Annotated in this window: 20 protein-coding genes; 7 read left to right on the forward strand and 13 right to left on the reverse strand. The window is 42.6% G+C overall.

Annotated features, from left to right (window positions below; genetic code table 11):
* Positions 1 to 3 precede the first annotated feature (3 nt).
* The gene (locus tag CEF13_RS16135) at positions 4 to 1,296 is read left to right on the forward strand and encodes an arsenic transporter (protein ID WP_102711971.1); all 1,293 of its coding nucleotides are present in this window, start codon (positions 4 to 6) and stop codon (positions 1,294 to 1,296) included.
* A 25-nt stretch (positions 1,297 to 1,321) separates the two neighbouring features.
* Positions 1,322 to 1,744 (forward strand): arsenate reductase (thioredoxin), encoded by a 423-nt coding sequence (arsC, locus tag CEF13_RS16140; protein WP_102711973.1) that lies wholly within the window; start codon positions 1,322 to 1,324, stop codon positions 1,742 to 1,744.
* A 66-nt stretch (positions 1,745 to 1,810) separates the two neighbouring features.
* Here the strand turns inward: arsC and CEF13_RS16145 are convergent, their stop codons facing one another.
* The 3 genes from CEF13_RS16145 to CEF13_RS16155 form a co-directional block, all read right to left on the reverse strand.
* Entirely contained in the window at positions 1,811 to 5,812 is a 4,002-nt protein-coding gene (locus tag CEF13_RS16145) for a beta-xylosidase family glycoside hydrolase (RefSeq protein WP_102711975.1), read from the reverse strand.
* Positions 5,813 to 6,224: 412 nt separating this feature from the next.
* Positions 6,225 to 6,935: an SDR family NAD(P)-dependent oxidoreductase gene (locus tag CEF13_RS16150; protein WP_166742713.1), complete on the reverse strand. Its 711-nt coding sequence runs from the start codon at positions 6,933 to 6,935 to the stop codon at positions 6,225 to 6,227.
* An 8-nt stretch (positions 6,936 to 6,943) separates the two neighbouring features.
* Complete coding sequence (locus tag CEF13_RS16155; protein WP_243864334.1) at positions 6,944 to 7,375, reverse strand: hypothetical protein; 432 nt, start codon at positions 7,373 to 7,375, stop codon at positions 6,944 to 6,946.
* A gap of 163 nt (positions 7,376 to 7,538) precedes the next feature.
* Between CEF13_RS16155 and CEF13_RS16160 the strand changes: the two genes are divergently transcribed.
* The 3 genes from CEF13_RS16160 (at position 7,539) to CEF13_RS16170 (ending at position 10,130) form a co-directional block, all read left to right on the forward strand.
* Positions 7,539 to 8,606 carry an LLM class flavin-dependent oxidoreductase gene (locus tag CEF13_RS16160; RefSeq protein ID WP_243864335.1) on the forward strand — a complete coding sequence of 356 codons (1,068 nt, stop codon included), beginning with the start codon at positions 7,539 to 7,541 and terminating at the stop codon, positions 8,604 to 8,606.
* An 81-nt stretch (positions 8,607 to 8,687) separates the two neighbouring features.
* Entirely contained in the window at positions 8,688 to 8,978 is a 291-nt protein-coding gene (locus CEF13_RS16165) for a hypothetical protein (RefSeq protein ID WP_102711979.1), read from the forward strand.
* A 108-nt stretch (positions 8,979 to 9,086) separates the two neighbouring features.
* Positions 9,087 to 10,130, forward strand: a complete 1,044-nt coding sequence (locus CEF13_RS16170) for a hypothetical protein (RefSeq protein ID WP_102711981.1) — start codon at positions 9,087 to 9,089, stop codon at positions 10,128 to 10,130.
* On the opposite strand, the gene CEF13_RS16175 is transcribed toward CEF13_RS16170, so the two are convergent.
* Entirely contained in the window at positions 10,098 to 10,460 is a 363-nt protein-coding gene (locus CEF13_RS16175) for a hypothetical protein (protein ID WP_102711983.1), read from the reverse strand. The genes CEF13_RS16170 and CEF13_RS16175 overlap by 33 nt on opposite strands.
* A gap of 193 nt (positions 10,461 to 10,653) precedes the next feature.
* Positions 10,654 to 11,607: a hypothetical protein gene (locus tag CEF13_RS16180; protein WP_102711985.1), complete on the reverse strand. Its 954-nt coding sequence runs from the start codon at positions 11,605 to 11,607 to the stop codon at positions 10,654 to 10,656.
* 119 nt (positions 11,608 to 11,726) lie between these two features.
* On the opposite strand from CEF13_RS16180, the gene CEF13_RS16185 reads away from it, so the two are divergent.
* Positions 11,727 to 12,962: a peptidase gene (locus CEF13_RS16185; RefSeq protein ID WP_102711987.1), complete on the forward strand. Its 1,236-nt coding sequence runs from the start codon at positions 11,727 to 11,729 to the stop codon at positions 12,960 to 12,962.
* Between the two features lie 71 nt (positions 12,963 to 13,033).
* On the opposite strand, the gene CEF13_RS16190 is transcribed toward CEF13_RS16185, so the two are convergent.
* Positions 13,034 to 13,540 carry a GNAT family N-acetyltransferase gene (locus CEF13_RS16190; protein WP_244917085.1) on the reverse strand — a complete coding sequence of 169 codons (507 nt, stop codon included), beginning with the start codon at positions 13,538 to 13,540 and terminating at the stop codon, positions 13,034 to 13,036.
* Positions 13,541 to 13,650: 110 nt separating this feature from the next.
* Between CEF13_RS16190 and CEF13_RS16195 the strand changes: the two genes are divergently transcribed.
* Positions 13,651 to 15,015, forward strand: a complete 1,365-nt coding sequence (locus CEF13_RS16195) for a DUF1254 domain-containing protein (RefSeq protein ID WP_166742714.1) — start codon at positions 13,651 to 13,653, stop codon at positions 15,013 to 15,015.
* A gap of 29 nt (positions 15,016 to 15,044) precedes the next feature.
* Here CEF13_RS16195 and CEF13_RS16200 read toward each other — a convergent pair whose 3' ends face one another.
* The 7 genes from CEF13_RS16200 to lepB form a co-directional block, all read right to left on the reverse strand.
* A complete protein-coding gene (locus tag CEF13_RS16200; RefSeq protein ID WP_166742715.1) occupies positions 15,045 to 15,476 on the reverse strand; it encodes an NUDIX domain-containing protein in 432 nt (143 codons plus the stop codon).
* Positions 15,477 to 15,487: 11 nt separating this feature from the next.
* Positions 15,488 to 16,015, reverse strand: a complete 528-nt coding sequence (locus tag CEF13_RS16205; RefSeq protein ID WP_102711993.1) for a GNAT family N-acetyltransferase — start codon at positions 16,013 to 16,015, stop codon at positions 15,488 to 15,490.
* Between the two features lie 189 nt (positions 16,016 to 16,204).
* A complete protein-coding gene (locus CEF13_RS16210) occupies positions 16,205 to 19,237 on the reverse strand; it encodes an efflux RND transporter permease subunit (protein ID WP_102711995.1) in 3,033 nt (1,010 codons plus the stop codon).
* 24 nt (positions 19,238 to 19,261) lie between these two features.
* A complete protein-coding gene (locus CEF13_RS16215; RefSeq protein ID WP_102711997.1) occupies positions 19,262 to 19,951 on the reverse strand; it encodes a response regulator transcription factor in 690 nt (229 codons plus the stop codon).
* Positions 19,929 to 21,332: a sensor histidine kinase gene (locus tag CEF13_RS16220; RefSeq protein ID WP_170067042.1), complete on the reverse strand. Its 1,404-nt coding sequence runs from the start codon at positions 21,330 to 21,332 to the stop codon at positions 19,929 to 19,931. Before CEF13_RS16220 ends, CEF13_RS16215 begins: the two co-directional genes overlap by 23 nt.
* 222 nt (positions 21,333 to 21,554) lie before the next feature.
* The gene (locus CEF13_RS16225) at positions 21,555 to 22,484 is read right to left on the reverse strand and encodes a DUF4184 family protein (RefSeq protein WP_102712001.1); all 930 of its coding nucleotides are present in this window, start codon (positions 22,482 to 22,484) and stop codon (positions 21,555 to 21,557) included.
* A gap of 13 nt (positions 22,485 to 22,497) precedes the next feature.
* Positions 22,498 to 23,043 (reverse strand): signal peptidase I, encoded by a 546-nt coding sequence (lepB, locus tag CEF13_RS16230; protein ID WP_102712003.1) that lies wholly within the window; start codon positions 23,041 to 23,043, stop codon positions 22,498 to 22,500.
* Positions 23,044 to 23,149: the final 106 nt, after the last annotated feature.

The raw sequence follows: 23,149 nt of genomic DNA on the forward strand, positions 1-23,149 counted from the left end.
ATTATGTTAGCTAGTGCTTCAATTATTTTTATTCTTACGCTTATATTTGTCATTTGGCAGCCCAAGGGGCTTAATATAGGCTACTCTGCTGTAGGCGGTGCTCTTCTCGCTTTACTATTTGGTGTTGTTAGCTTTCAGGACGTTTGGGATGTTACCGATATGGTATGGAACGCGACGCTTACTTTCGTTGCTGTAATACTCATTTCCTTGATTCTTGATGAGATTGGTCTATTCGAATGGGCCGCTTTACATATGGCGCGTTTCGCCAACGGTAACGGATATCTGATGTTTATTTATGTGGTGCTTTTAGGTGCAGCTGTTGCTGCTTTTTTTGCCAACGATGGTGCAGCATTAATTCTAACTCCCATTGTTCTCGCGATGGTTCGGGCTTTGAAGTTCGATGATCGAATGATTATTCCCTTTATTATGGCAAGTGGCTTTATATCAGATACCGCATCTCTTCCACTTACTGTAAGCAATTTGGTTAATATCGTATCTTCTGACTTTTTCGGCATCGGTTTTGCACAATATGCTAGCCGAATGATTATTCCTACTTTCTTCTCTATCGTTGCGAGCTTAATTGTTTTGTTCCTATTTTTCCGAAAGAGCATACCGACAAAATATGACCTTAATCAGTTAAAGCAGCCTCGTGCTGTCATTAAAGATATTCAAATGTTCAAATTATCTTGGGTTATTTTGTGTGTCCTGTTGATCGCATACCTCCTCAGCGAATTTATTCATATTCCAGTGTCTGTTATCTCAGTAATAGCAGCGATTATTTTCATACTCGCGGCTCGCAGAAGTGATGCTATTCATACGGCTGAGCTAATTAAGGGTGCGCCCTGGTCGGTCGTCATATTCTCCATTGGCATGTACGTCGTAGTTTATGGGCTTCGTAATGTGGGCCTCACGGACGAGCTTGGAAAAGCATTTCAATGGACAGCTGATCACGGGCTTCTTGCTGCTGCACTCGGCTCAGGATTTATCGCAGCTATCCTCTCTTCCGTTATGAACAACTTGCCTACCGTCATGATCAATGCACTAGCAATTGAAGCTGCTTCTACTGAGGGCATGGTCCGTGAAGCAATTATTTATGGGAATGTCATCGGTTCCGATCTTGGGCCAAAAATCACCCCAATCGGCTCCTTGGCTACACTGCTATGGCTGCATGTATTGTCCAAGAAAGGTGTAAGGATAAGTTGGGGCTACTACTTCAAAGTTGGCATTATATTAACGGTCCCAGTGTTATTCATCACATTAACTGGACTTTATTTGTGGTTACAAATATTCTACTAATCGAAACTTAAAAGGAGAAAAGAAAATGAAAAAGAAATTGATATATTTCTTATGTATCGGCAATTCTTGCCGCAGTCAAATGGCGGATGGCTTTCTGAAATCGATAGGTGGAGATCAGTATGAAGTACAAAGCGCGGGACTGGAAGCTCACGGGTTAAATCCAAGAGCTGTTAAAGTGATGCAAGAAGCAGGTATCGATATTAGCAATCATACTTCCAATGTCATTGATCCCGATTTATTGAATCGTGCTGATTACGTAGTTACCTTATGTGGTCATGCAGATGAACATTGCCCAGTAATAAACAATTCGGATGTTGTAAAGTGGCACTGGGGCTTTGATGATCCCGCCAAAGCAGCAGGTACAGAAGACGAAATCATGCGGCAGTTCAGAAATGTTCGTGATGCAATTAAAAGCCGTATGGAGAAGTTTGTGAAGGAAGGTCAATAAATTAAGTTGCTCACTTGACTAAATAATAGAGGGAATCATGCTAACTAAGCCATGATTCCCTTACACTTACGGATTCATAATTTTTTGTGCCATTATCGCAAGATCTTCAATATCTACTTTGTTATCGCCATTCAAATCTGCCACTTTAGCAATATTCCAATCTGGACTGCTGCTATTCTTACCATAGTGACTAGCAATGATCGCCAAATCACCAATCGAGATTTTGCCATCATGATTAAGGTCGCCATCTAAGCCTGAACCGCTACCCTCAATTTGAATGGCTAGCTCTGCAGCGGCTGCCTCTGTCTCTGCACCTTCAGCATCCGCCATCACAGCTTTTATTACCGAAATTTTACCAGTTGCTGCAGGTGAGCCTTTTGCTTTGAACACGACGTTAACAAGCGGTGAATCTTTCTTAATTCCATGCTCTTGACCCATGCTCGCCAACACCATGCGGATACTTCCCTTCCCGTCATCCACATAATGTACAACTTCGATTCCGTCCACCGCAGAGCTTACCTGCTGAAGCTCGAACAAATCTGCATTGTAATTCAGTGTAATATCAGAAGCATACAAAGTATCCGTAACATTAGCTAATCCCAGCTTAACTGTAAACATTGAGCCTTCTTTAACACTGCTAGCGCCATCCATTGTCATATTTAGCAGTGTTTCTTGCGTGTTAAGAGATTGGATGGTGAAATAATCAAAATCCGCATTCATCGTTGTTCCATCAATTGCTGAGAAGCCGTAAATACCGATTTTGATCTCTTTTAAATCTGCTGTTAATGGATCGGCAGCTTGCTCCCAAGCTGTTCCATTCCAATAATAGGTGGTGTACGTATTGCCTATTTTCTGAATTTTCATAAATACTTCATCCGTCCCCGGATGCTTTGCCATATTCGTTGCCTTCGTATATTTTTGGTTAATTTCCTTAGCTGTTTCTAAACTGTAGCCCGTTGAGCCTGACGTATCCCATACATGTCCATATCTCACATAATTATCGACATTCTGCCATACGATTAGACCCGCTTGCTGATGATTCTTGCGGATAGGAGCTGTTAATTTAATCGTTGCTTCGAAATCTTCACTTGGAATATCGCGTAGGAAAACGTTCTTGACATCATTTGACGTTTCAAACATTTCCCCTCTTTGAGTGAGAATTCGCAGCGTTCCCGGTTTTTCCGTCAGTTTCCAGCCGTTTGCATCCGGATTATGAATACTCCAAGCCGCATTTAAAGCAGGTGCATCGAATGAATCCATCCATGCCTTCGGTGAAACCGTCGGAATTGTTTTATTGGCGCTCTTCTTAAATTTCTCGATCGCCGCGTTTAAGTCAGTTATTGCTTTCTCTATTTCTTCGGAAGCAGCATTCGGCTTATCCGCCACAGCCTGTGCTGCTGCAATGGCAGCAATCAAAGCATCCTTCGCCTCTTGCGGATATTGACCGGCTTCAGTCCCAACGACAGCTTTATTGGCCTCTGTTTGTGCAGCTGAAATCGCTTTGGTTAAATCAGATACAGCATAGTTGCCGATCAGTTCTTTGTGGGCTTGCGCAAGACGTTGGAAATCAGCCTTCTCCACCTTGCGATCATAAGAAAGCAAACCGTTGATCTCCATTTCAACATCTGTTGTTTGGGTATACACCGCTGCACTAAGTCCCGATTTCTTCATTACTTTCATCTGATTGATGAAGCTAACATAACGATCGGTCAGCTTTGCAACGTTCTCTTGCTCCTCATAACTAAAAACGTTAGAATTCCATTCATGTCCCGGTACCTTCAGACCGAGTCCACCGTATTCCCCAAGTACAGCTGCCCGTGTATCCGTTGGCTTGGGAGAATCCGGTGCAGGATAAGAATGGATGTCAATCAAATGTCCTGAATTTTTATCCGTCCAGCCGCTTGCATTATTAATGAGACGAGTTGGATCGTAATTCATTGCCCAATTCGTCAACCTTTCCGTGTCGTATTGTCCCCAGCCTTCGTTAAACACAGTCCAGACGACAATGGATGGATGATTGCGGAATTGGTCGATCATTTCCTTGAATTCCTTCTCTAAGTGAGCGCGGTTATCAGATGTGTCGCCAAATTTACTCACCTGATCCTGCCATACGACTACACCAAGCTTATCGGCCCAGTAGTACCATCGATCCGACTCTACTTTCATATGTTTCCGGATCATATTCATACCGAGACGCTTCACAGCATCGATATCGAATTTCAACGCCTCATCCGTAGGGGCAGTATATAGTCCATCCGGCCAGTAGCCTTGATCCAGCGGCCCCATTTGAAAAATAAATTTGCCATTAATGAGCGGTCGCGTAATACCGTCTACTTTACCCAGCTTTATATCCCGCATGCCAAAATAACTAGTAACCTCATCTACATGGTTTGATCCATTAACCAGATTGACCTTTAGATCATATAAGAAAGGATCATCTGGCCACCACAGGCGCGGATTTGGAATTTGGATCGCCAATTGTTGGCCTACTGCACCAGCAGCACGAGCCACTTCCTTGCCTTCCTTCAAAACGATGGCTTCTACGGTTTCATTGGTCACGCCGGCATTGCCAGTGACCATCAATTTTAATGAATCATGTGCTAAATCCGGCGTCATATCCAATTTTTCGATGGATGCGGCAGCAGTCGGCTCCAGCCACACGGTCTGCCAAATACCCGATATCGATGTATACCAGATACCTTCCGGTTCCTTCCGTTGTTTACCGATGGTATACCCGCCATCATCCGTAGGATCCTTCACATGGACGATTAATTCATTCGGACCCGCTACCAGTTGATCGGTAATATCAAAGCTAAAGCCTGTATATCCACCTTGATGCTTGCCAACCTCATGACCATTGACATAGACCGTCGCTTCAAAATCAACAGCACCAAAATGAAGCTGGATATTCTGGTTTTTCCAATCTGCTGGAAGAGTGAATTGACGTTTATACCACATTTCTTCTTCTTGACGCTCAAGTCCAGACAATTGAGACTCTACCGCGAAGGGTACGAGGATGGTTTCACTTAATTTCTTGCCAGTTGGAACTGTCTTTTGCTTGCTGCCGCTCTCAAACTCCCATTCGCCATTTAAATTAAGCCACTTGTCGCGAACAAGCTGTGGGCGTGGATATTCCGGCAGAACATTGTCCTTATCTACATCCTCTGCCCATGGTGATTTAATCATGAATTTGGAGCCATTGGTCACCTTAGAGGTTACAAATGTGGATAATGGCTGCCCATCCTTACGCATTATTCCACCCTGCCCGTCATACGTCACCATTATAGCGTTATCCGGCTTGTATACCGGAATATCCCACTTCAGTTGAATGACTGATGAATCATCTGCTTTCAACACTGCACTTGATGGAATATGATTGCGAAGACCCGCTGCCACTGTGAAATGCTTAGCAGCATCGGCATGTATAGACTGTAATTCACTGCCGAAATGAAGCTCGGCTTGAAGCCCATCTTGTAATACGTCACTTTTCTCAGGACTATGATTCACATATCCCGCCGGGAGAAGGAACGCTGTTTCTGGCACAATTTGTTTTTGTAATTTGGAACTGGACCACTTTAAATTAATATAAGCACCGCCAAAATCTTGGAAGTATTCCAATTTAAAGCTTACCTTCTTGTTTGCTTCCAAATGGATTGAAGCACTTGTCTGCTCTTTGTCCCAATCATTCACCCAATGGTCAATAACTAGCTTTCCATCTATCCATAGACGGAATCCGTTATCACCAATAATATAAAATTTGTAATCATCGGTCGCCGGCGCCTCGATTTCTCCCGTCCAACGTACAGCATTAAATTCATCCTGTCCTGTTAGCGCTTTCAGAACGGGTTTAATATTGGCAAAATCAATTTTTGCATCTACCGTTGTTAATTTTAATGTTTTGAAATCAAATTGTCCTCTTCCTGAGGTGGTATAATATTCTGCTTTTAATCCATGGTTGTCCGAATTCGTGCTTGCTTGGCCACCTTCCGCCGCTAATACTGCGGGGACGCCTAACACTTGCAAGATCATCATCAAAGTCACGATAAGTGAAACAGTACGTTTTTTCACGCGTTACAGCTTCCTTTCCTGATTGCTGATTTGACATGCATTTGAAGCGAGCTTTTCGTACATCCGCTTTTTTACATCGTTTCCCCCCTTCCTTTCATGAGTATTGTACAAAGAATTTCTCGATAAGTATTTGTGATATTTGGTTAAAAATTACGAATTTCCGCAGTGCTTCTATGAGCAGACAAGCTCAATATCAAATAAAAATAGCGACAAAAAGAAGCTTATTTCAGCCTCTTTTGTCGCATTTTAGTTGTAATATTCAATCTGGAAGTAATGTATTGGCTACCCATTATACAGATTTGTGAGATATGACTATAACTTTTTGCTTGAACTGCCGTCAACACAAAACGACAAAAACTACATCATAGTTCAATTATATGTACCTATATAAGCAGCAGATTGTCCATTATGTCTATTTCTTTTTTGAAGTTGCCATGATCCTTCTCACTATTTTTTTCGCAACGTGTTCCGCTGGCTTCAAATGACCAGCATCCTTAGCTTCTTTAAAATAAGCAGCCATCGGGAAGCTTTCTTCCTTGCGTGCCACAGCTTGCATATCCGTATCAATCATCCCTGGATCCACTGTGTAGATGGTTAAAGATTTATGGTTCTCCTGTTGTATACATGATGTAAACATGTTTAATGCCGCTTTCGAAGCACAATATATACTCATGCCGGCTGCTGCATACTTGCCTGAGCCTGAGGAAATATTTACGATAGTCCTATGAATCTCCCATTGCTCCGTCTGCTTAAGTAAAGATTGAGTCAATAGCATAGGAGCTAATACGTTTGTTTGAATACTTCCTACAGTCTCTTCAGGGGTGCAGCTGCTTATAGGACCTAGCGGGGTAACTTGTGCTGCGTTATTAATTAATGTTATGGATTCTAGTTCAGTACTGAATACTTGTTTGAGTATTCCTTCCATTAAGTCTGAGATTCCCTCTGTATTCTGCAGATCATATTGTACAAAATGCAATGTACATTCCTTATGGGCAGCAAGCTCTAATAGAAAATCATTATTATTTCTAGCAATTGAAATGATCATATGTTCTCGTTTCATAAGCTGCTTACAGACTTCGAAACCAAGTCCACGAGATGTACCTGTTATAATGAATGCTTTCATATGTTCCCTCATCTCCTCTTTATCAAGAATCTAATAACGAAAAACAGCAGCAATGCCCAAGATATATAAGGTAGAAAATCCTGCCAACCATATCTGCTGCCCCCATATTCACCTTGATAGAATGCTTTAATAAACCTATCTTCTTTTTCTTTAATAGCTATAGCTTCTTTGATGTCAATGCCCTTGATTTCATAATATTTTGTACCCTTCGGATACCTATTAGAAAAATTACCAGAGTAAGTGCCTTCTCGATCCGAATATTTAGTTACCTTGCCGATTTTCGAACCGATGAGCTTTGGATCAACTTGCGTTTCCGATACGGTATATATATGGCCATCATTAACAACAAACATATATGCCCAGCTTGCATTAGCAGTACTCGCAAATAAACTACACCCTATTAGAAATATGAAAAATATTATTTTAATTCGATAACGCAACTGCATCTCCTCCTTAAAGAGTAGACGTGCATAACACTCTAATTGTTGTGAAATTTCAAAAATTTAGGAATTAATTATTTTACTTCACTCGTAAACAGCTTACTTATGTTGAGAAACCATAAAAATTTTAGTAAACTATTAGTAATGAAGGAGGAGTAGAATCATGACTAACAAAACAACTAATATGGAAATAGGAATAAGTACATTTCTCGAAACAACACCAGATCCGGTGACAGGTGAGGTTATCAGCCATGCAGAGCGGCTGCGAAATGCAGTTGAGGAAATCGTCCTTGCCGATCAAGTCGGCCTGGATGTATATGGAATTGGGGAGCATCATCGGGCCGATTACGCAGGCACCGCGCCTGCCGTTGTACTCGCAGCGGCGGCTGCCATGACGAAACGGATCAGACTTACGAGTGCTGTTACCGTGCTGTCCTCAGACGACCCTGTTCGCGTCTATCAAGCATTCTCGACCCTTGACGGCATTTCGAATGGTAGAGCCGAAATTATGGCGGGACGTGGTTCATTCATTGAATCCTTCCCACTCTTCGGATATAGCTTAGATGATTATGATGAATTATTCGACGAGAAGCTGGAGCTGCTGCTTGCGATCCGCGCTTCAGAGAAAGTAACTTGGCGCGGCGGTCATCGTCCTGCTATCGATAATTTGGCGGTCTATCCCCGCTCCGTTCAGAGCCCGCTTCCGGTCTGGATTGCAAGCGGCGGCAATGCTCAGTCGGCTGTTCGTGCAGGAATGCTGGGGCTGCCTATCGCTTTCGCGATTATCGGAGGGATGCCTGAAAGCTTTGCACCTTTAGTCTCCCTTTATAAAGAAGCTGCTGCGAGGGCAGGGCATGATCCAGAAAAGCTGTCTATTGCAACGCATTCACATGGATTTGTTGGAGATACAACAGAGCAAGCTGCCGATTTATTCTTCCCTCCAACGCAAGCTCAAATGAATGTGATCGGACGCGAGCGAGGCTGGAGGCAAAATTATGACCGCGCTGCTTTTGATGCTGCACGCAGCCTGCGCGGCGCTCTTTATGTCGGCGATCCTGAATATGTAGCGGAAAAGATTATTTTACTTCGCAAAAATTTAGGAGTAACTCGTTTCTTCCTGCATGTAAACGTCGGCACAATGCCGCACCGTGAAGTGATGCGTGCCATTGAGCTGCTTGGCACCAAGGTAGCGCCGATTGTACGTAAAGAGCTTGTGCGTATCGAAGCTTAGAATTAAATAGAGTCTGGAAAATGCGATTTTAATTACGAATTGATCATGATATAATTTAAAGAAAAAAGCAGGTGCAATTTCGTGTCTAAGGTTACAGATAAAATTTCTTTTGCAGAATTCATGTTCAATCCAGCTTTTAAGGAGTTTAATAATATTGAACATGAAAAACATCCGAAAATGAATCCTATAATAGAAGCTTGGGATAATAAAACATTGACTGACAATATTTCGAAATTGAATAGAGAACTGCTCAGAAGAGATGCTCATGGTTTAAACGAGTCACCTTTTTCTGAGTCAAATCAAGAACTTCATCTCCAGCTTTATTCTTTAATTATGTATCTAAAACAACGTTTAGCTAAGGAGCCTTCTTAATGAAGGCTTTTTTTTGAGATTTCTTTTTCCATGTTCTTTATTATATGATGGAATCATCCAGACGTATCTATTCTAAGGTTAAGCTTGGTAATATGGAGGATGATACATATGAAAGTAGCATATGCCCGTTCAAAAGCGTCAGAGTGGGTCATACAAATCGCAAGTCGCGAGCCTGAATATATGGGAGCTTATTACAGCGGCTCTACCATACGAATGACTGATGATATGGAAATGCCAGCGGCTTCCGATATCGATATTGTAATCGTTACCAAGCATGATGTACCTCCTCTTAAGCTTGGGAAGTTCATTTACCGTGGTGTGCTTATTGAGGTGACCTATCTGTCTTGGGGTCAGCTAGCGACAGTCGAAGATGTATTAGCATCCTACCATCTGGCTGGGAGCTTCCAAGTAGATACCATTATTGCTGACCCGACCGGTCATCTGCGAAGCTTATATTCACAAGTATCTAGCCACTTTAAGGAGATGGAATGGGTACGTCGCAGATGCGAGAACGCTCGGGAGAGGATTGAGAATGGACTGCATGCCATTGATAGTTCTGCCCCGTTTCATGACCAAGTGACGGCGTGGCTGTTCCCAGCCAGCGTGACAACTCATGTGCTGCTCGTAGCAGCGCTTCGAAACCCCACTGTGAGACTTCGCTACCTAGCAGTTCGTGAAGTGTTAATCAAATACAAGCAAACCAATCTTTATGAGGAGCTTCTTGAACTGGTTGGATGTTCCAAGCTATCTCCACAGCTTGTTGAGCATCATCTTAATGAGCTCGCCCGAACATTTGATGCAGCTGCTGCCATATCCAAAACACTATTTTTCTTCAGCACGGATATTACTGCTGCTGCTCGTCCGATCGCTATTGATGGGAGCCGTGAACTCATTCGCGCAGGCTTCCACCGAGAAGCCGTTTTCTGGATCATTGCGACTTTTGCTCGCTCTCACAAGATTCTGGCCGCAGACGCTCCAATCGAGGTGCAGAATGCATATATCCCTGCCTTCAAAGCAGCAGTAGCCGACCTAGGAATTTCCTCTTCAAGCGATTTAACAAGGCGTGCTAGAGACGTTATTGAGTTCCTTCCAAGGCTCTGGTCAGCTACCGAAGAAATTCTACAAGCTAACCCGGAAATTGTGATCAAATGATTGCAATGCTGCTGTCGATGCGTTGACGACAGTTCCTGTGCCGCCTCCCGTTGGTCTATAACTGCGATCTCTTCCCACTTCAATCCAAGCTTTCCATTCGTTTTCCGTATCCGCAGTAGTCCACGTTGCTACATAGTCAGCAGGTTTTGATTGCGTTTTATTTTCGGGATAACTGATCATGATGTTGGAAATATGCCATTTGGGAGGAATATAGAAAGCGACACCACCCCAATCATTAGGGTCAATCTCAATCGAAGCAATAATCTGTACCTGTTCAACCTTTCCTTCGTTTCCCTTTACAAATATTGTTCCTTTTGCTGCTGTCTTCAATTTCTTGAGAAGATATTTTTTGCTTTGATGATAACTGAAAAATAATCGTTACAATGACAACCATTATGGAAAATAACAAAATGAATATGGTTTTTACTTTCATACTCCACCATTTTTCTCCTTTCCATTCTATTCTGCCTAGTCATGCGGTTATAGAAGCGATTTTACTTATGGGAAGGTAATTAAAAACGATTTACATTTTCAATGTAAGCAGCTCTTTTTCAAGCCATTTGCCATACCCACACCAATTATACCCATTCTCTGGGTTTGTTTCTCGTAATCGCTCATATATCGCCAAAGATAATGGCATACCGCCATTTTGGCTTTTCAAATATGAAATACAATCTTCTTGCGTTCTCAGCATTAATTTCTCACTCAAATAAGCTTCTGCTCCAACAACAATATATTCTTCAGGCCCGCTATGATAATTCACAATAAGCTCGTCATATTGTTGTTTAAATTGTTTGTTCGACTTCAAAAGCTCATCTTGCTGCTTCAGCGCTTGTCCCGATCCGGGGAATCCGTGTAAAGATTCGTGCAAACAAAGACGAAATACATGTTTCGGTAAATGCATATAGCCATGAGGCCCAGCATGCATGACCATCGCGCCGTTTGGCAATTGAAAAGCTATCGGTTTAATATAGGCAGCGAAATAAACCGTAGAACAGATCGGATGCTCAGCAGCAAGAAATATGGTTAACGTTCGTTCCAGCTTATGTAAGGGATAAACCTTCTCCATAATCATCTCATATTGTTCAGCAATATCTTGTAAATAAGGCTTGACTCTTTGGTTCCAAGCTATAGGAAGACCTGCTTCTTTTAATATTTGAAAACAATCGGAAAGTAATTGCCAATGATCCGCTATTAGATGATCGTCCTTCGCATGTATGGAATAGTTTTGCAACACCGTTATGATATCATCCAGCGTTTTGACCCCGTATGCGGATAAATATGTACATAGATAAGACATTGACATCTTGCTGCAAACCTCATTAATCAGCTTTAATCCTTGATCTCCAAGTCGCGGTTCCCAGCTTTGTCTAACGTCCAGATAATGCTGGTTGTAGAAAGAGTTATCTGAGACGGCATTCAGAAATAAAATCATATCATACGCTTCATGTGGCGCAAATAAATAATTGGCAGACAACTAAAACCCTTCTCTCGTCAATAAAATTTATGTGATTGGTGCAACATACCAAAAATTTGAGTCGTCTAGAACTATGTAAGACAATACGCAGCATGAAGCGGCAAATGGAGGAATGACAAATGAAAAAAATTCACAAAATGTTAGCAGCAACATCTATTCTAGCGATGGCAGCTATGCCGATGGCAGCAAGTGCTCAGGACGTTCCACCCCCGACAAGTCAAAATGGACAAGGACTGATTATGAATCAAGCGAAGATTGTACCTGCGACTATGGGCCAAATTACAGATTTCGTAAATGACAAAACAGGTAAATTCATTACCGTTAAGGGTCGTGGCCTAGCTCCGATCGATCAAAGCGAAATTATTCTTGCAATTACCAAAGATACTAAAATATATAATGCCAAAGGTCAAAGAGTACCTTTAAAAACGATCATGGATGAGAAATTGGTTGTAAAAGCATTTTACGGAGCTAATATTACAAAAAGCCTTCCAGCACGCGGAACAGCATTAACGCTGGTCGTTCAAGACTACAGCTTTACTGGAATTGAAGGTAAAGTATCCGAAGTGAAAGAAAACGGCATTGTCGTTACCGGTACAGATATCTATAATTCGAACGAGGAGACCATTGTTTTGCACTTTGCTGACAAGACTCAGATTTTTGACCAAAACGGCAAAGCAATCAAAGCTAGTGATATCAAAGCTGGCATGAGCCTCAAATCATTTTATGGTCCTGCCGTAACGATGAGCATCCCGCCTCAATCGACAACAAACTATGTGATTGTGAACACGTCTGCTGATGAGAACGGTCATGAGGATGCTCCCGGTACAGACGGTATTATTATAAATGCAGCAGAAAACAAGATTACAGTGGTTGGGCAGCCGATGGAGAAAGGTGGCGTGAATCACGTCATTCTAACCGTGACTGAGGACACTCAAATCGTCAATCAGGATGGCAGCCCTCTGACGCGGGATGCATTGAAATCCGATGTTCGAGTTGATGCCTACTATGGTGAAGTCATGACGATGATCTACCCCGCTCAAACGAGTGCCACAAAAATCATTGTGAAAGAAACAGAAACTAATAAAGTGGAAGGTACTATTATGGCATCAGATCTTGTTTCAGAAGGTCAAGTCTATGTCAATGTAGGTTCTGACCAATCCACTACTAATGATGTGATTCTCAACATCACAGAAGTCACCAAAGTAATCTCAGTAGTTGGCGGAGATTCTGAATTGAAAGCTGGCATGAAAATTATCGCCTACCACTCTCCAATCATGACGAGATCGCTTCCAGGCATCACGAATGCGAGTATTGTAGTTGTAACTTCCGATGACAGTACAGTAATTCCTAACTAGTTGCTGGCTAAAAGCAATAAATGACTCAAACCAGTCCGTTCCGTTTTAGGAACAGGCTGGTTTTTTAATTTTTACGATTGGAATACAAACACAGGTCCATTCCAGCTCTCATTCTGTATCAATTTCTCTTGATACGAGTTATCGCTTTTATAATTTGTTATTATTTTTTTCCAAAATGCATAAGCATTCTTATTGCCAATGGTTTGTCTGATCTCCCAAGTACCGCGAAATTGATCAAACAACGATTCTGCAACCTCTTTGCCCACTCCCTTGCGTCTATACTTCCGCATAATAAAGAAATCTCCTATTGTGTTTGTTTTCTCGGCTGAACTTAATTTCATATTCTGTTTAGGAACATCAAGACTAACCAAAGCGAACCCTGCGATTTCCCCATCTACTTTTACAATAAAGGGTCTGCGATATTCATCCGTCCATTGGTGGTCCAAATATTTATATAAATAGAACCCATGATCGGTCAACACATGTCCATCAAATTCACTGCTATCATATCGATATAACTGAATTAAGTTAGATAGGACTGTTTTTTCTTCATAGGGGACTAAACATAAATCTATCATTAAATCTTCACCTCCTGCTTGATCGCCAATCGGTCGCATATCGCGCGCCGCTTGCATAAAATGTAGTTCATAGCCTAACCAACATGCTCTGTCTAGGAGGATATTTCATATTGAAACCTCATTTTAATGGCGTATATTATACGAATTCGCAAATGATTGCAACAAATCAAATAACAGAATCAACACTGAATAGCTACGCTCTAGAAGCATATGTATATGGATTTCCTGTCCTTTTGATGAACATAACTAGAAGGACTGGTTTGGCAAGCATGATGCAAAAGAACCTATTTTATCATCAACAGACATTATCCACTCCCGAGTTCAAATTAGTAGTTAGGCCTAATGTAGATACCCTTTATTCACCTGCTTGGCTTGACCTGACGGATGGGCCATTGCTCCTGCATGTACCTGATACCAACGGTAAATATTATCTTTTGTCCATGCTTGATGCTTACTCCAACGTATTTTCTTCTATAGGCTCGCGTACAACCGGTACAAGCGAACAGTATTTTGTTATTGCAGGACCCAGCTGGCATGGCTCTCTTCCGCCGAATATTCCCGTCATTTATGCTCCTACAAATACTGCCTTAATTGCTGGCCGCACTCAAACTGACGGTCCAAAAGATTATCCCATCGTACACACCATTCAGCGTGGTTACACATTAACACCTCTATTTCCGTCAAGCTCCAAAGGTATGTTAGATGAACGGATCAATAGCAAGCAATCTCCGAAGGATATTGTAGGTTCTATGGATGCCGCCGTATTCTTCACATTACTCATGTCATTGATGGCAAAAAATCCGCCTTATTCTGCCATTCAGTCTCCGGAGATAACGATTAAGCTTCGTACGCTGGGTCTTATGCCAAGCTCATCCTTTAATTACTACGATTTAAGTCCAACCATACAAACAACTTTATCAAAAGCTGCTCAGGTTGGTTTACAGGCCATTTCAGCAGCAGGCGATGAAGTTTTTCGTCATAATGAAGTAAACGGTTGGAGCATTCTGCTCAACAACGTCGGAAATTACGGTACAAATTACATCTATCGAGCGGTAGCCGCAGATAGGCTATTTTTAGGCAATATTCCACAGGATGCTGTATATGGTTATTCTTTTGTCGATAATGCAGGCCATTTATTGGATGGTCATAATATGTACCGGATTCATTTCCTCCCTGAGCAATTACCTCCTGTCCATGCTTTTTGGTCTGTTACCTTATATAATTCCGATGGATTTCTGGTTGAAAATGAAATTAACCGTTATGCGCTGAGTCCACACCTTGATAATCTTCATTTCAATGCGGATGGATCTCTTGATTTTGTCATCCAAAGCACATCGCCTGGCAAAGATAATGAATCGAACTGGCTGCCAGCGCCATTGGGATCATTTAATCTCGTGATTAGATTGTATTGGCCGCAGACAAGCGTGCTTTACGGACAATGGCTTCCTCCATCAGTAATCAAGATCAATAAGTAGTAACGATGCATGAACTCATCATCGCTCTTCTATTCCATCCACTGCCGCGGCCCTATTACGTGGAATAGGTGCTGCCTGTCATTATTTAATGCATCCTGAATGCGATTATAAGTGAAGTCGCTAATAGGCTTAGGAAGATCATCAATAGAGTAATATTTGCATGCCAAAATCTCCGGCGAGCTTGGTATCGGTTCTTGATTATGGACGTTATTTGAAATGAAAACAAAATGATGCATATCATTGCTGGGGTCATAGTAAATGCCGGTTAATTGTTCTACTGTGACTTCAAGTCCTGTTTCCTCCAGCACCTCTCTCTTCGCAGTTTCCTCTGCTGATTCATTCTTTTCCGATTTCCCTCCAGGAAGATCCCAATTATTTTTTCCGTAGCTGTGTTTTACTAACAGAACTCGTCCTTCAGCATCCAAAATAATCGCTGCTGCACCAAGTAATTTATTTGGCAAAATAATACCCCCTATAGTTTTTTTAACATATGAATATCCAAAGGCTCTTTTTCGAATAGCTCTGGATCGACTTCATTCGTAATCTGGCTGCCATTGCTCTTATAAAAGAAGACAGCTGACTGCGTTTCTGTTGATGAAATATACAAGTATGCTGCTCCTCTTTTTCGCGCCTCGTCACTTAATTGATTCAAAATCTCAGTTCCGATCCCCATTCTTCTAAATGCTTTGGACACATACATCAAATCTATTTGAAGCTGGTTTTGTTCCGCGCCTCTGAATGGATGGGCAAGCACGCCAAAACCAACCATGCGATCCGCTTCAAAAGCGCCTATTGCCTTGCCTCCACTTACCAGCTCATATAGAAGCCGTTCCTTAAGCTCAATAATCGCTTCTTTATCCCAGCTTGGACATTCATGGGATGCTTGCAGCTCCTGCAGCTCTCCGCCCTTTAATTTATAAATATACGTAATCGTTTCAGATCGATCTATGTCTTCAATGTGATGGATGTCATTTATTAATAACTCCCTATACGAAATCATGATACCTACTCCTTCTTTTAATATAATTTCTATTCACGATTCTTCCCGCTTCCATATTCATACAATGATTATAATAATTAGACGCAATCAAGATTACAATAGTTCCTTCCCCACAAAAAAGAAAGCTGCCTCTAGGTCATGGACCTTTGAGACAGCTTTCTATTCTGAACTATTTACACAAAGCTTATATTACACGTTTTCGGCAGCGCTCGGTTTCTTCTTGCGGTGCAGAAATTCATATACGACTGGCACAATAATGAGCGTGAGCAATGTTGAGCTCGTCAAACCGCCAATTACCGTTACCGCCATTCCTTTAGAGATCAGACCGCCAGATTCGAAGCCGAATGCGAGCGGCAGCAGAGCGCCGACAGTCGCAATCGCAGTCATTAGGATCGGGCGAAGTCTTGTTCCCGCAGCTTCAATCAATGAATCACGGATAGACAAGCCTTCTTTCTCTTTCTGAATAACGCGGTCGATCAGCACGATCGCATTCGTAACGACGATGCCGATTAGCATGAGCGCACCAATCAATGCTGTTACACTCAACGTTTCACCTGCAATAAGTAGTCCTACCAAAGCTCCGATAACCGTAAACGGAAGCGAGAATAAGATGGCGAACGGTGTTAATGCGCCGCCGAAAGTAATAACGAGTACGAGATATACAACCGCAATTGCTGCAAGTATGGCTAGGCCAAGCTGCGTGAACGATTCCTTGATTTGCTCCGTTACACCGCCCATGTCGATGTCAACGCCTGATGGTAGCTTCATATCGTCAATCGTTGCTTGAAGCTCTTTGGATACTTTTGAAACATCAGAAACGGTTATATCAGCAGACACTTGTGCATAAATACGATCATCACGTCTTGTAATCGTGTTAGGCGACTCGCCTTCTTCGATTGTTACCAAATCTTTAATGGCAACTTCTGTACCAAGCGGTGACTTGATTTTCACATTTTCCAAATCCGCTTTATTCGTATATGTTTTTGTATCTACCTTCACATAAACGTTAAATTCTTCACCGTTCTTCTCAATTGTCGTCAGCAGCGGACGTTCGCGAACTGGACTTAATGCCATCGCAATTTGCCCTGCAGTCAGGCCATTCTGACTAAGCTTCTCTTGATTAGCGACTAACCGATATTGCTCGTATGATGCATTCAAGCTGGAATCGATATTTTTCAAATTACTATTTTCTGAAATTTTCGCCATCAACTCGTCAACGACAGGCTTAAGCGACTTCATATCCGGTCCGTATACAAGCATGGATACTCCCGATCCGCCAAGAGCGCCGCCTGAGAAATCCTGCTGCTTCCACTCGCCTTTGCCGCCTAGCTCCTGAAGCAATGGAATAATTTTTTCTTTCTCCACTGTGAAATCTTTGAAATCTTCTTTATAGCTGAGGTTAAACAAAGCTTGCTTCGATGCGCCTGGGCTAAACGGATTTTGTCCGCCAACCGCATATTGGACAACTGCAATACCATTGCGATCAAGAAGCTGTTTCTCCGCTTCGAGCGCCATCTTCTCTACTTGTTCAAGTGTTTCGCCTGGTGCTGGATTGTAGGAAACGACCATCGTTTTCTCTTCTTCACTGCCTAGGAAGCTGGCTCCGATGACAGGAACAATGAACAAACTGCCGACTAGCATAATGACTGCCAATCCAAAAGCGATTAATTTATGGCTAAGAGACCAGCGAAGCACATCTTTATACCATTCAGCCAAACGGCTCGGCTTATCATGACTTTTTGCTTTTCCTGGTTTCATTCCTTTACGGAACATCATATGCGCCAGCATAGGAACTACCGTAATGGCAACCAATAGTGAAGCCAAGAGAGCAAATACGATCGTTAATGCGAAAGGTAGGAAAATTTCACCAATCATTCCCGTTACTAGTGCAAGCGGCAAGAATACCGCTATCGTAACAAGCGTTGATGCCAATATTGGCACAAACATTTCACGAGTAGCATCCAGAATTAATTCCTTGCCCTTAAGCTTCTCGGTTGAGAGAGCCATCCGCCGGTATACGTTCTCGATAACGACAATGGAGTCATCGATAACCCTGCCGATCGCGACGGTCATTGCGCCAAGAGTCATAATGTTAAGCGTAATGTTCATGCGGCTCAATATTAAGAGCGCAATAAGAATAGACAACGGGATCGATACAACAGCTATAATAGTCGAACGAATGTCACGCAAGAATATCATAATGATAATGACAGCGAACAACGCGCCGATGATCGCTTTGCTTAACATCGTGTGTACGGAATCTTCAATTGGTTTTCCTTGATCCAGAGTTGTAACAATGGACAAGCCTTCGTTCCCATTCTCAAGCTTTTTTATTTCTTCCTTGACCTTGTTAACGACGTCTACTGTGTTGGAATCAGCGGATTTCACCACATTCAGTCCAATTGCATCTTTGCCGTTTGTACGGGAAATTGACTCTGCCTTGCCTACTATGCTCAAATCAGCAATATCCCTGAGCTTGACGCCCGGCATAATAATCAGGTTGTTCAAGTCATCCTCGGTACTAATATTGCCGTCTACGACAATGGCCTTCTCCGTGTCGCCAAATTCAAATATGCCAAGCGGTACGGATAGTGCTGAGGCTTGAATGATCCCTTTGACCATATCTTCGGTCATGCCCATTTGCGCCATCTTATCCTGTTTGAATGCAAGCTCGCCTTCCCTTACATTTTGACCGGATATTTGAATGCTGGCTACACCATCAATGCCTTGCAAACGAGGCAGTACATTGTCTTGTACTTCCTTCGTAAGCTGCTCCAGATTCAAATTGTCGTTAGACAAGCTGAGTGCTAGTACCGGGAAAGCATTCAGACTAATACGCGATACCGATGGGTTCTGTACGCCTTTCGGGAAAGTAATCTCTGAGAGCACTTTGGTTACTTCCGCTGCTGCTTTATCCATATCGGTCTCATATGTATATTCAATGATAACCGAAGAAGCATTCTCATAGGATGTGGAGCTAATGACGTTAACGCCTTTCAAATTACGTGTCCGCTGCTCGATCGGCTTCGTAACCTTCTCCATAATCTCTTCAGGTGCAGCACCGGGATATACCGTCATGACGCTAACAATCGGCACCGTAATATCAGGTATCGTCTCCATCTTCATATTCATGCCTGAATACAATCCAGCAAACAATACAAGCAATGTCAAAATCCATAAAGCAAATTTGTTATTAAGCGAAAAACGTATAATGCTCTTCAATGTGTCCCACTCCTCATTATCTATCTATACTTTGAAACGGTAGCCTACTCCCCAAATTGTGTCGATGTATTGGGGATTAGACGGGTCATGCTCAATCTTCTCGCGCAGCCTCCGAATATGAACCGTGACCGTAGCTGCGTCGCCATTGGAATCAACACCCCAAATCCGCTCGAACAATTCTTCCTTCTCGAACACCCGGTTAGGGTGAGAAGCCAGCAGCAGCAGCAGCTCATACTCTTTAGAAGTTAGCATCGCTTCCTTCTCATGAATCATGACTCGCCGAGAAGGCTTGTCAATAACCAGCCCGCGTATGCGAATCGATTCATCGCGCTCTGCTTTATCTGCAGTCAGCCGCTCATAACGTGCCAAATGTGCTTTCACGCGTGCAACTAATTCACTTGGACTAAAAGGCTTTGTAATATAATCATCTGCCCCTAGGCCAAGGCCTCTAATTTTGTCGATATCCTCTTTTTTTGCAGTGACCATCAGAATAGGGATATTGCTCGTTTGTCTAATTTGCCTGCAGATTTCAAAGCCGTCTATTTTCGGCAGCATGACGTCCAGAACAATCAGATCATATTGTTCCTCCAGCGCTTTTTTTAAGCCAATATCGCCCCTGCCTTCAAGCTCCACTGTATAACCATAGCTTTCCAGATAATCGCGTTCAAGCTCAGCGATGGCTTTCTCGTCTTCAATGATTAGTATGCTCTTCATGATCATCCACCGCCTTGACGAGCATTGATTTAGGAAGCTTCATACAGAACCTCGCACCACTCTTCTCTGCATTTTCCGCCCATACCATGCCGCCATGCCCTTCAATAATTTGTTTGACAATTGCTAGACCGAGACCGCTGCCGCCTGTTTCAGAATTTCGTGATTGCTCTGCGCGATAGAAGCGATCGAAAATGTACGGTAAATCCTCTTTTTCAATTCCAGGACCCGAATCTTCGATTTCCACTAGAATATGCTCATCCAGCTCCTTCAATCGTACATGAATCTCTTTCCTGCTCTCCTCTAACTGCTGCCCCATATATTTGATACAATTGTTCAAAATATTAGTAAGCACCCTGCTTAGTTTATCAGGGTCTGCAGCAATCATGGTCGGATGCATTCCCGAATTCTCATAAATAAGCCGTACCCCGGATTTCTCCAAGTCAAAACGCTGCTCATCCAGAAAATGCTCCATATAACGGCTCATATCGATCACTTTAAAGTCAAATGCAACAGTTTGCAGATCCAGCTTTGAGAATAGAAATAATTCATCAATGAGTTGGTCCATGTCAGATGCTTTCCGATAAATGGTCTCCATATATCGAATGCGCTTCTCGTCCGTATTTGCAATTCCATCCATAATGCCCTCTACATAACCTTTTATCGCAGATATCGGAGTTTTTAAATCATGTGAAATATGAGAGAGGAGCATTTTGCGGTTTTCTTCATACTGCAGGCTTTGGTCTATGGAATGCTTAAGTCTCACCCTCATATCCTCGAATGCAATACTGAGCTGACCGATTTCCCCCCTCGTTGTCGCTACGACCTTATGCGTCAGATCACCATCCTTAATCTGGAGAGCAGCAGCTTCAAGCTTCTTAATCGGACGAATAATGCTTCGTGAAACGAAGTAAGTCAACAGCAGACTCGTCAAGCAAATGAAAGCTAAGCTGAATAAGGTTCCAACCGGGCGCCAATATATAGGCACCGTGTCAATTCTTCTCAATAACACGGCTTTGCCCTCGCCACCATCCGGATAGGTCAAATTCATTTCACTTGTTTCATAGCGGAAGGAATTAAAGGCCGCCGCTTTGGGAGGCTCTTCTAATAACTGCTTCCAGTCTTCATGCGGCGAGGCTTGCTGCAGGAAAGGAGCGACTGAAGTGATCTCACCGTCACGTGATATTAGCAATCCTGCCCACAATTCTCCGAGCCTATCTTGAATTTCTGTAACGTACTCCTGTTTCTCCAATTCTCCAGCATTGTTGCGCAGCACATAGGACAATTCACCGTACACAAGCGCTTGCAAATAGGTTTCATTCTGCTCATTGTCCAAATAATGACGAACATCCTTTAATCCGCCCGCGCTAAAAATAAATAACATAAATACACTCATCAAAATAATTGGGACAAATACCATTGCCAGGTAAGACATGTACAGCTTCACTCGTATGGACAATTTGCTCACGCCTCGCAAAAACTTAAATTGTGGAGTCTACCGTTATCATAAAGGCTATTTCTAAACGATTTAATATCCTTTTCTTACGAAATTATTACGTTTTTGGTTAATGGAATTAATATTTAACGCCATTAACTATTAGTGTGGTTACTCTTTTGCTGCTTTCTCACATGGCTTGCATACTAAAGCACTTAATACTAGAATGGTCGACAATATCCAAATGTATGCTGACCACAGAGGCAAGGAAAAAGACATCTGATTAGTCAATAGCTTGTAAGCCGCAATAACGGTAAAGAAGACAAAAACAAACCAAATACCTATCGTTATTTTTTGGGATTGAATAGTCCAGTATAACATCGCGACCATATAAAGGCTCAAAAGAAATGCACTCAGCGGTGCTACAGCCCAAATGCTTATTGAAAAATATTGTCCTGATAAAATAAGCTTACCTATAAAAAACAAACATGAAAAAAATACAAGCAGCAGCCAATACGGCTTATCTAATGAAGAGGCCACCGTACGGCTTTGCTGCTTATCGCCATTCTTTCGCCACCGAAACCAGCAGTAAACGATATATAATGCTGGCACAGCTAAGCCAATAACAGACAAGGATAGCTGAAGAATATGATAGATTTCATCACCAGCCACCTTTGTCGTTAAAAAAGGCAGCCTTTGTACAAACCAGCCGCCGCTATGCGTCCAATTATCCATGAAGACGTGGGAGTAAAAGCCAATGCACACAGAAAGCAAAAAGAACAGCCAATCTAAAGGAGCGGCCAAACGCCACGAACGTAAAGAATCCGCTGCAAATCGATTAATTCCCCCAAAGCTCGGGAGCATATGAGGAAGCGCCGGTTTAATGATGTAATGAAAGGCTATCGCAAATGCAATACACGTTGGCAGCGCGAGCAGAAATAAGCCTTCAAGCGCATGACCATTGGAGCGAAACGGCTGCATCGCAATAAAATATTCGATGTCCGGCGCCATGCTCCCCAGAATCAATCCCGTTATGCTTAAAGAAGGCATAACCTTTTTCAGCGGAGCTGCAAATAAAGGGTGAGATAATGTGAATGGCATCTGCTACCGTCCCCTAATACTCATTGAGCTTGCCAAACTTAGGGATTGGCCATAGTCTAAATACTGCTTTTCCTTCGATACTCGATCTTGCAATAGGCCCTATCTCGCGGCTGTCCATACTGTGTTCCCGATTATCTCCCATTACAAACAGCTGTCCGGGTTGAACAGTAAACGGCATTTCCACGCTTCCCGCGAATGTCTGCCCTTTCACATAATGCTCTTCCGACTTTTTGCCATTTAAATATACTTCACCGTCACGCATATCTATAACATCGCCTGGCACAGCCACTACTCTCTTAATCAGGCGAAGCTCGCTCTCCGGTCCTTTAATAATGACAATATCTCCATGCTGCGGCTCGTTGAAATGGTAGGACCATTTGTCTTCAATAAGACGCTGGCCTGCAATTAGCGTATTCTGCATGGATACATTTTGCACTTCTGATTGCGCATATACATAATTCTGGAACAGCATGGCCACAATGACCGCAACAGCTAAGGATAATACCCACTCTCGAATTTCCCGAACCCATTTGTTGCTTTTACGTCTTTCTTCTTTCATCTAACTTCACCTCATCATCATGAATTGTTCGTCTTTTACAATTGGAAGGTCATTTGTTTAATACGTCAGTTAGTAGTGAAAGTTTCCATATAAGGGCAAATATATA

Origin of the sequence: Paenibacillus castaneae, assembly GCF_002884445.1 — a bacterium.
In the GTDB taxonomy this organism is placed as follows: domain Bacteria; phylum Bacillota; class Bacilli; order Paenibacillales; family Paenibacillaceae; genus Pristimantibacillus; species Pristimantibacillus castaneae.

Coding starts and splice junctions, on each gene's coding strand:
- CEF13_RS16135 (WP_102711971.1), top strand. CDS start 4: ATGTTAGCTAGTGCTTCAATTATTTTTATTCTTACGCTTATATTTGTC.
- arsC (WP_102711973.1), top strand. CDS start 1,322: ATGAAAAAGAAATTGATATATTTCTTATGTATCGGCAATTCTTGCCGC.
- CEF13_RS16150 (WP_166742713.1), bottom strand. CDS start 6,935: ATGAAAGCATTCATTATAACAGGTACATCTCGTGGACTTGGTTTCGAA.
- CEF13_RS16160 (WP_243864335.1), top strand. CDS start 7,539: ATGACTAACAAAACAACTAATATGGAAATAGGAATAAGTACATTTCTC.
- CEF13_RS16170 (WP_102711981.1), top strand. CDS start 9,087: ATGAAAGTAGCATATGCCCGTTCAAAAGCGTCAGAGTGGGTCATACAA.
- CEF13_RS16185 (WP_102711987.1), top strand. CDS start 11,727: ATGAAAAAAATTCACAAAATGTTAGCAGCAACATCTATTCTAGCGATG.
- CEF13_RS16190 (WP_244917085.1), bottom strand. CDS start 13,540: ATGATAGATTTATGTTTAGTCCCCTATGAAGAAAAAACAGTCCTATCT.
- CEF13_RS16205 (WP_102711993.1), bottom strand. CDS start 16,015: ATGATTTCGTATAGGGAGTTATTAATAAATGACATCCATCACATTGAA.
- CEF13_RS16215 (WP_102711997.1), bottom strand. CDS start 19,951: ATGAAGAGCATACTAATCATTGAAGACGAGAAAGCCATCGCTGAGCTT.
- CEF13_RS16220 (WP_170067042.1), bottom strand. CDS start 21,332: ATGTTATTTATTTTTAGCGCGGGCGGATTAAAGGATGTTCGTCATTAT.
- CEF13_RS16225 (WP_102712001.1), bottom strand. CDS start 22,484: ATGCCATTCACATTATCTCACCCTTTATTTGCAGCTCCGCTGAAAAAG.
- lepB (WP_102712003.1), bottom strand. CDS start 23,043: ATGAAAGAAGAAAGACGTAAAAGCAACAAATGGGTTCGGGAAATTCGA.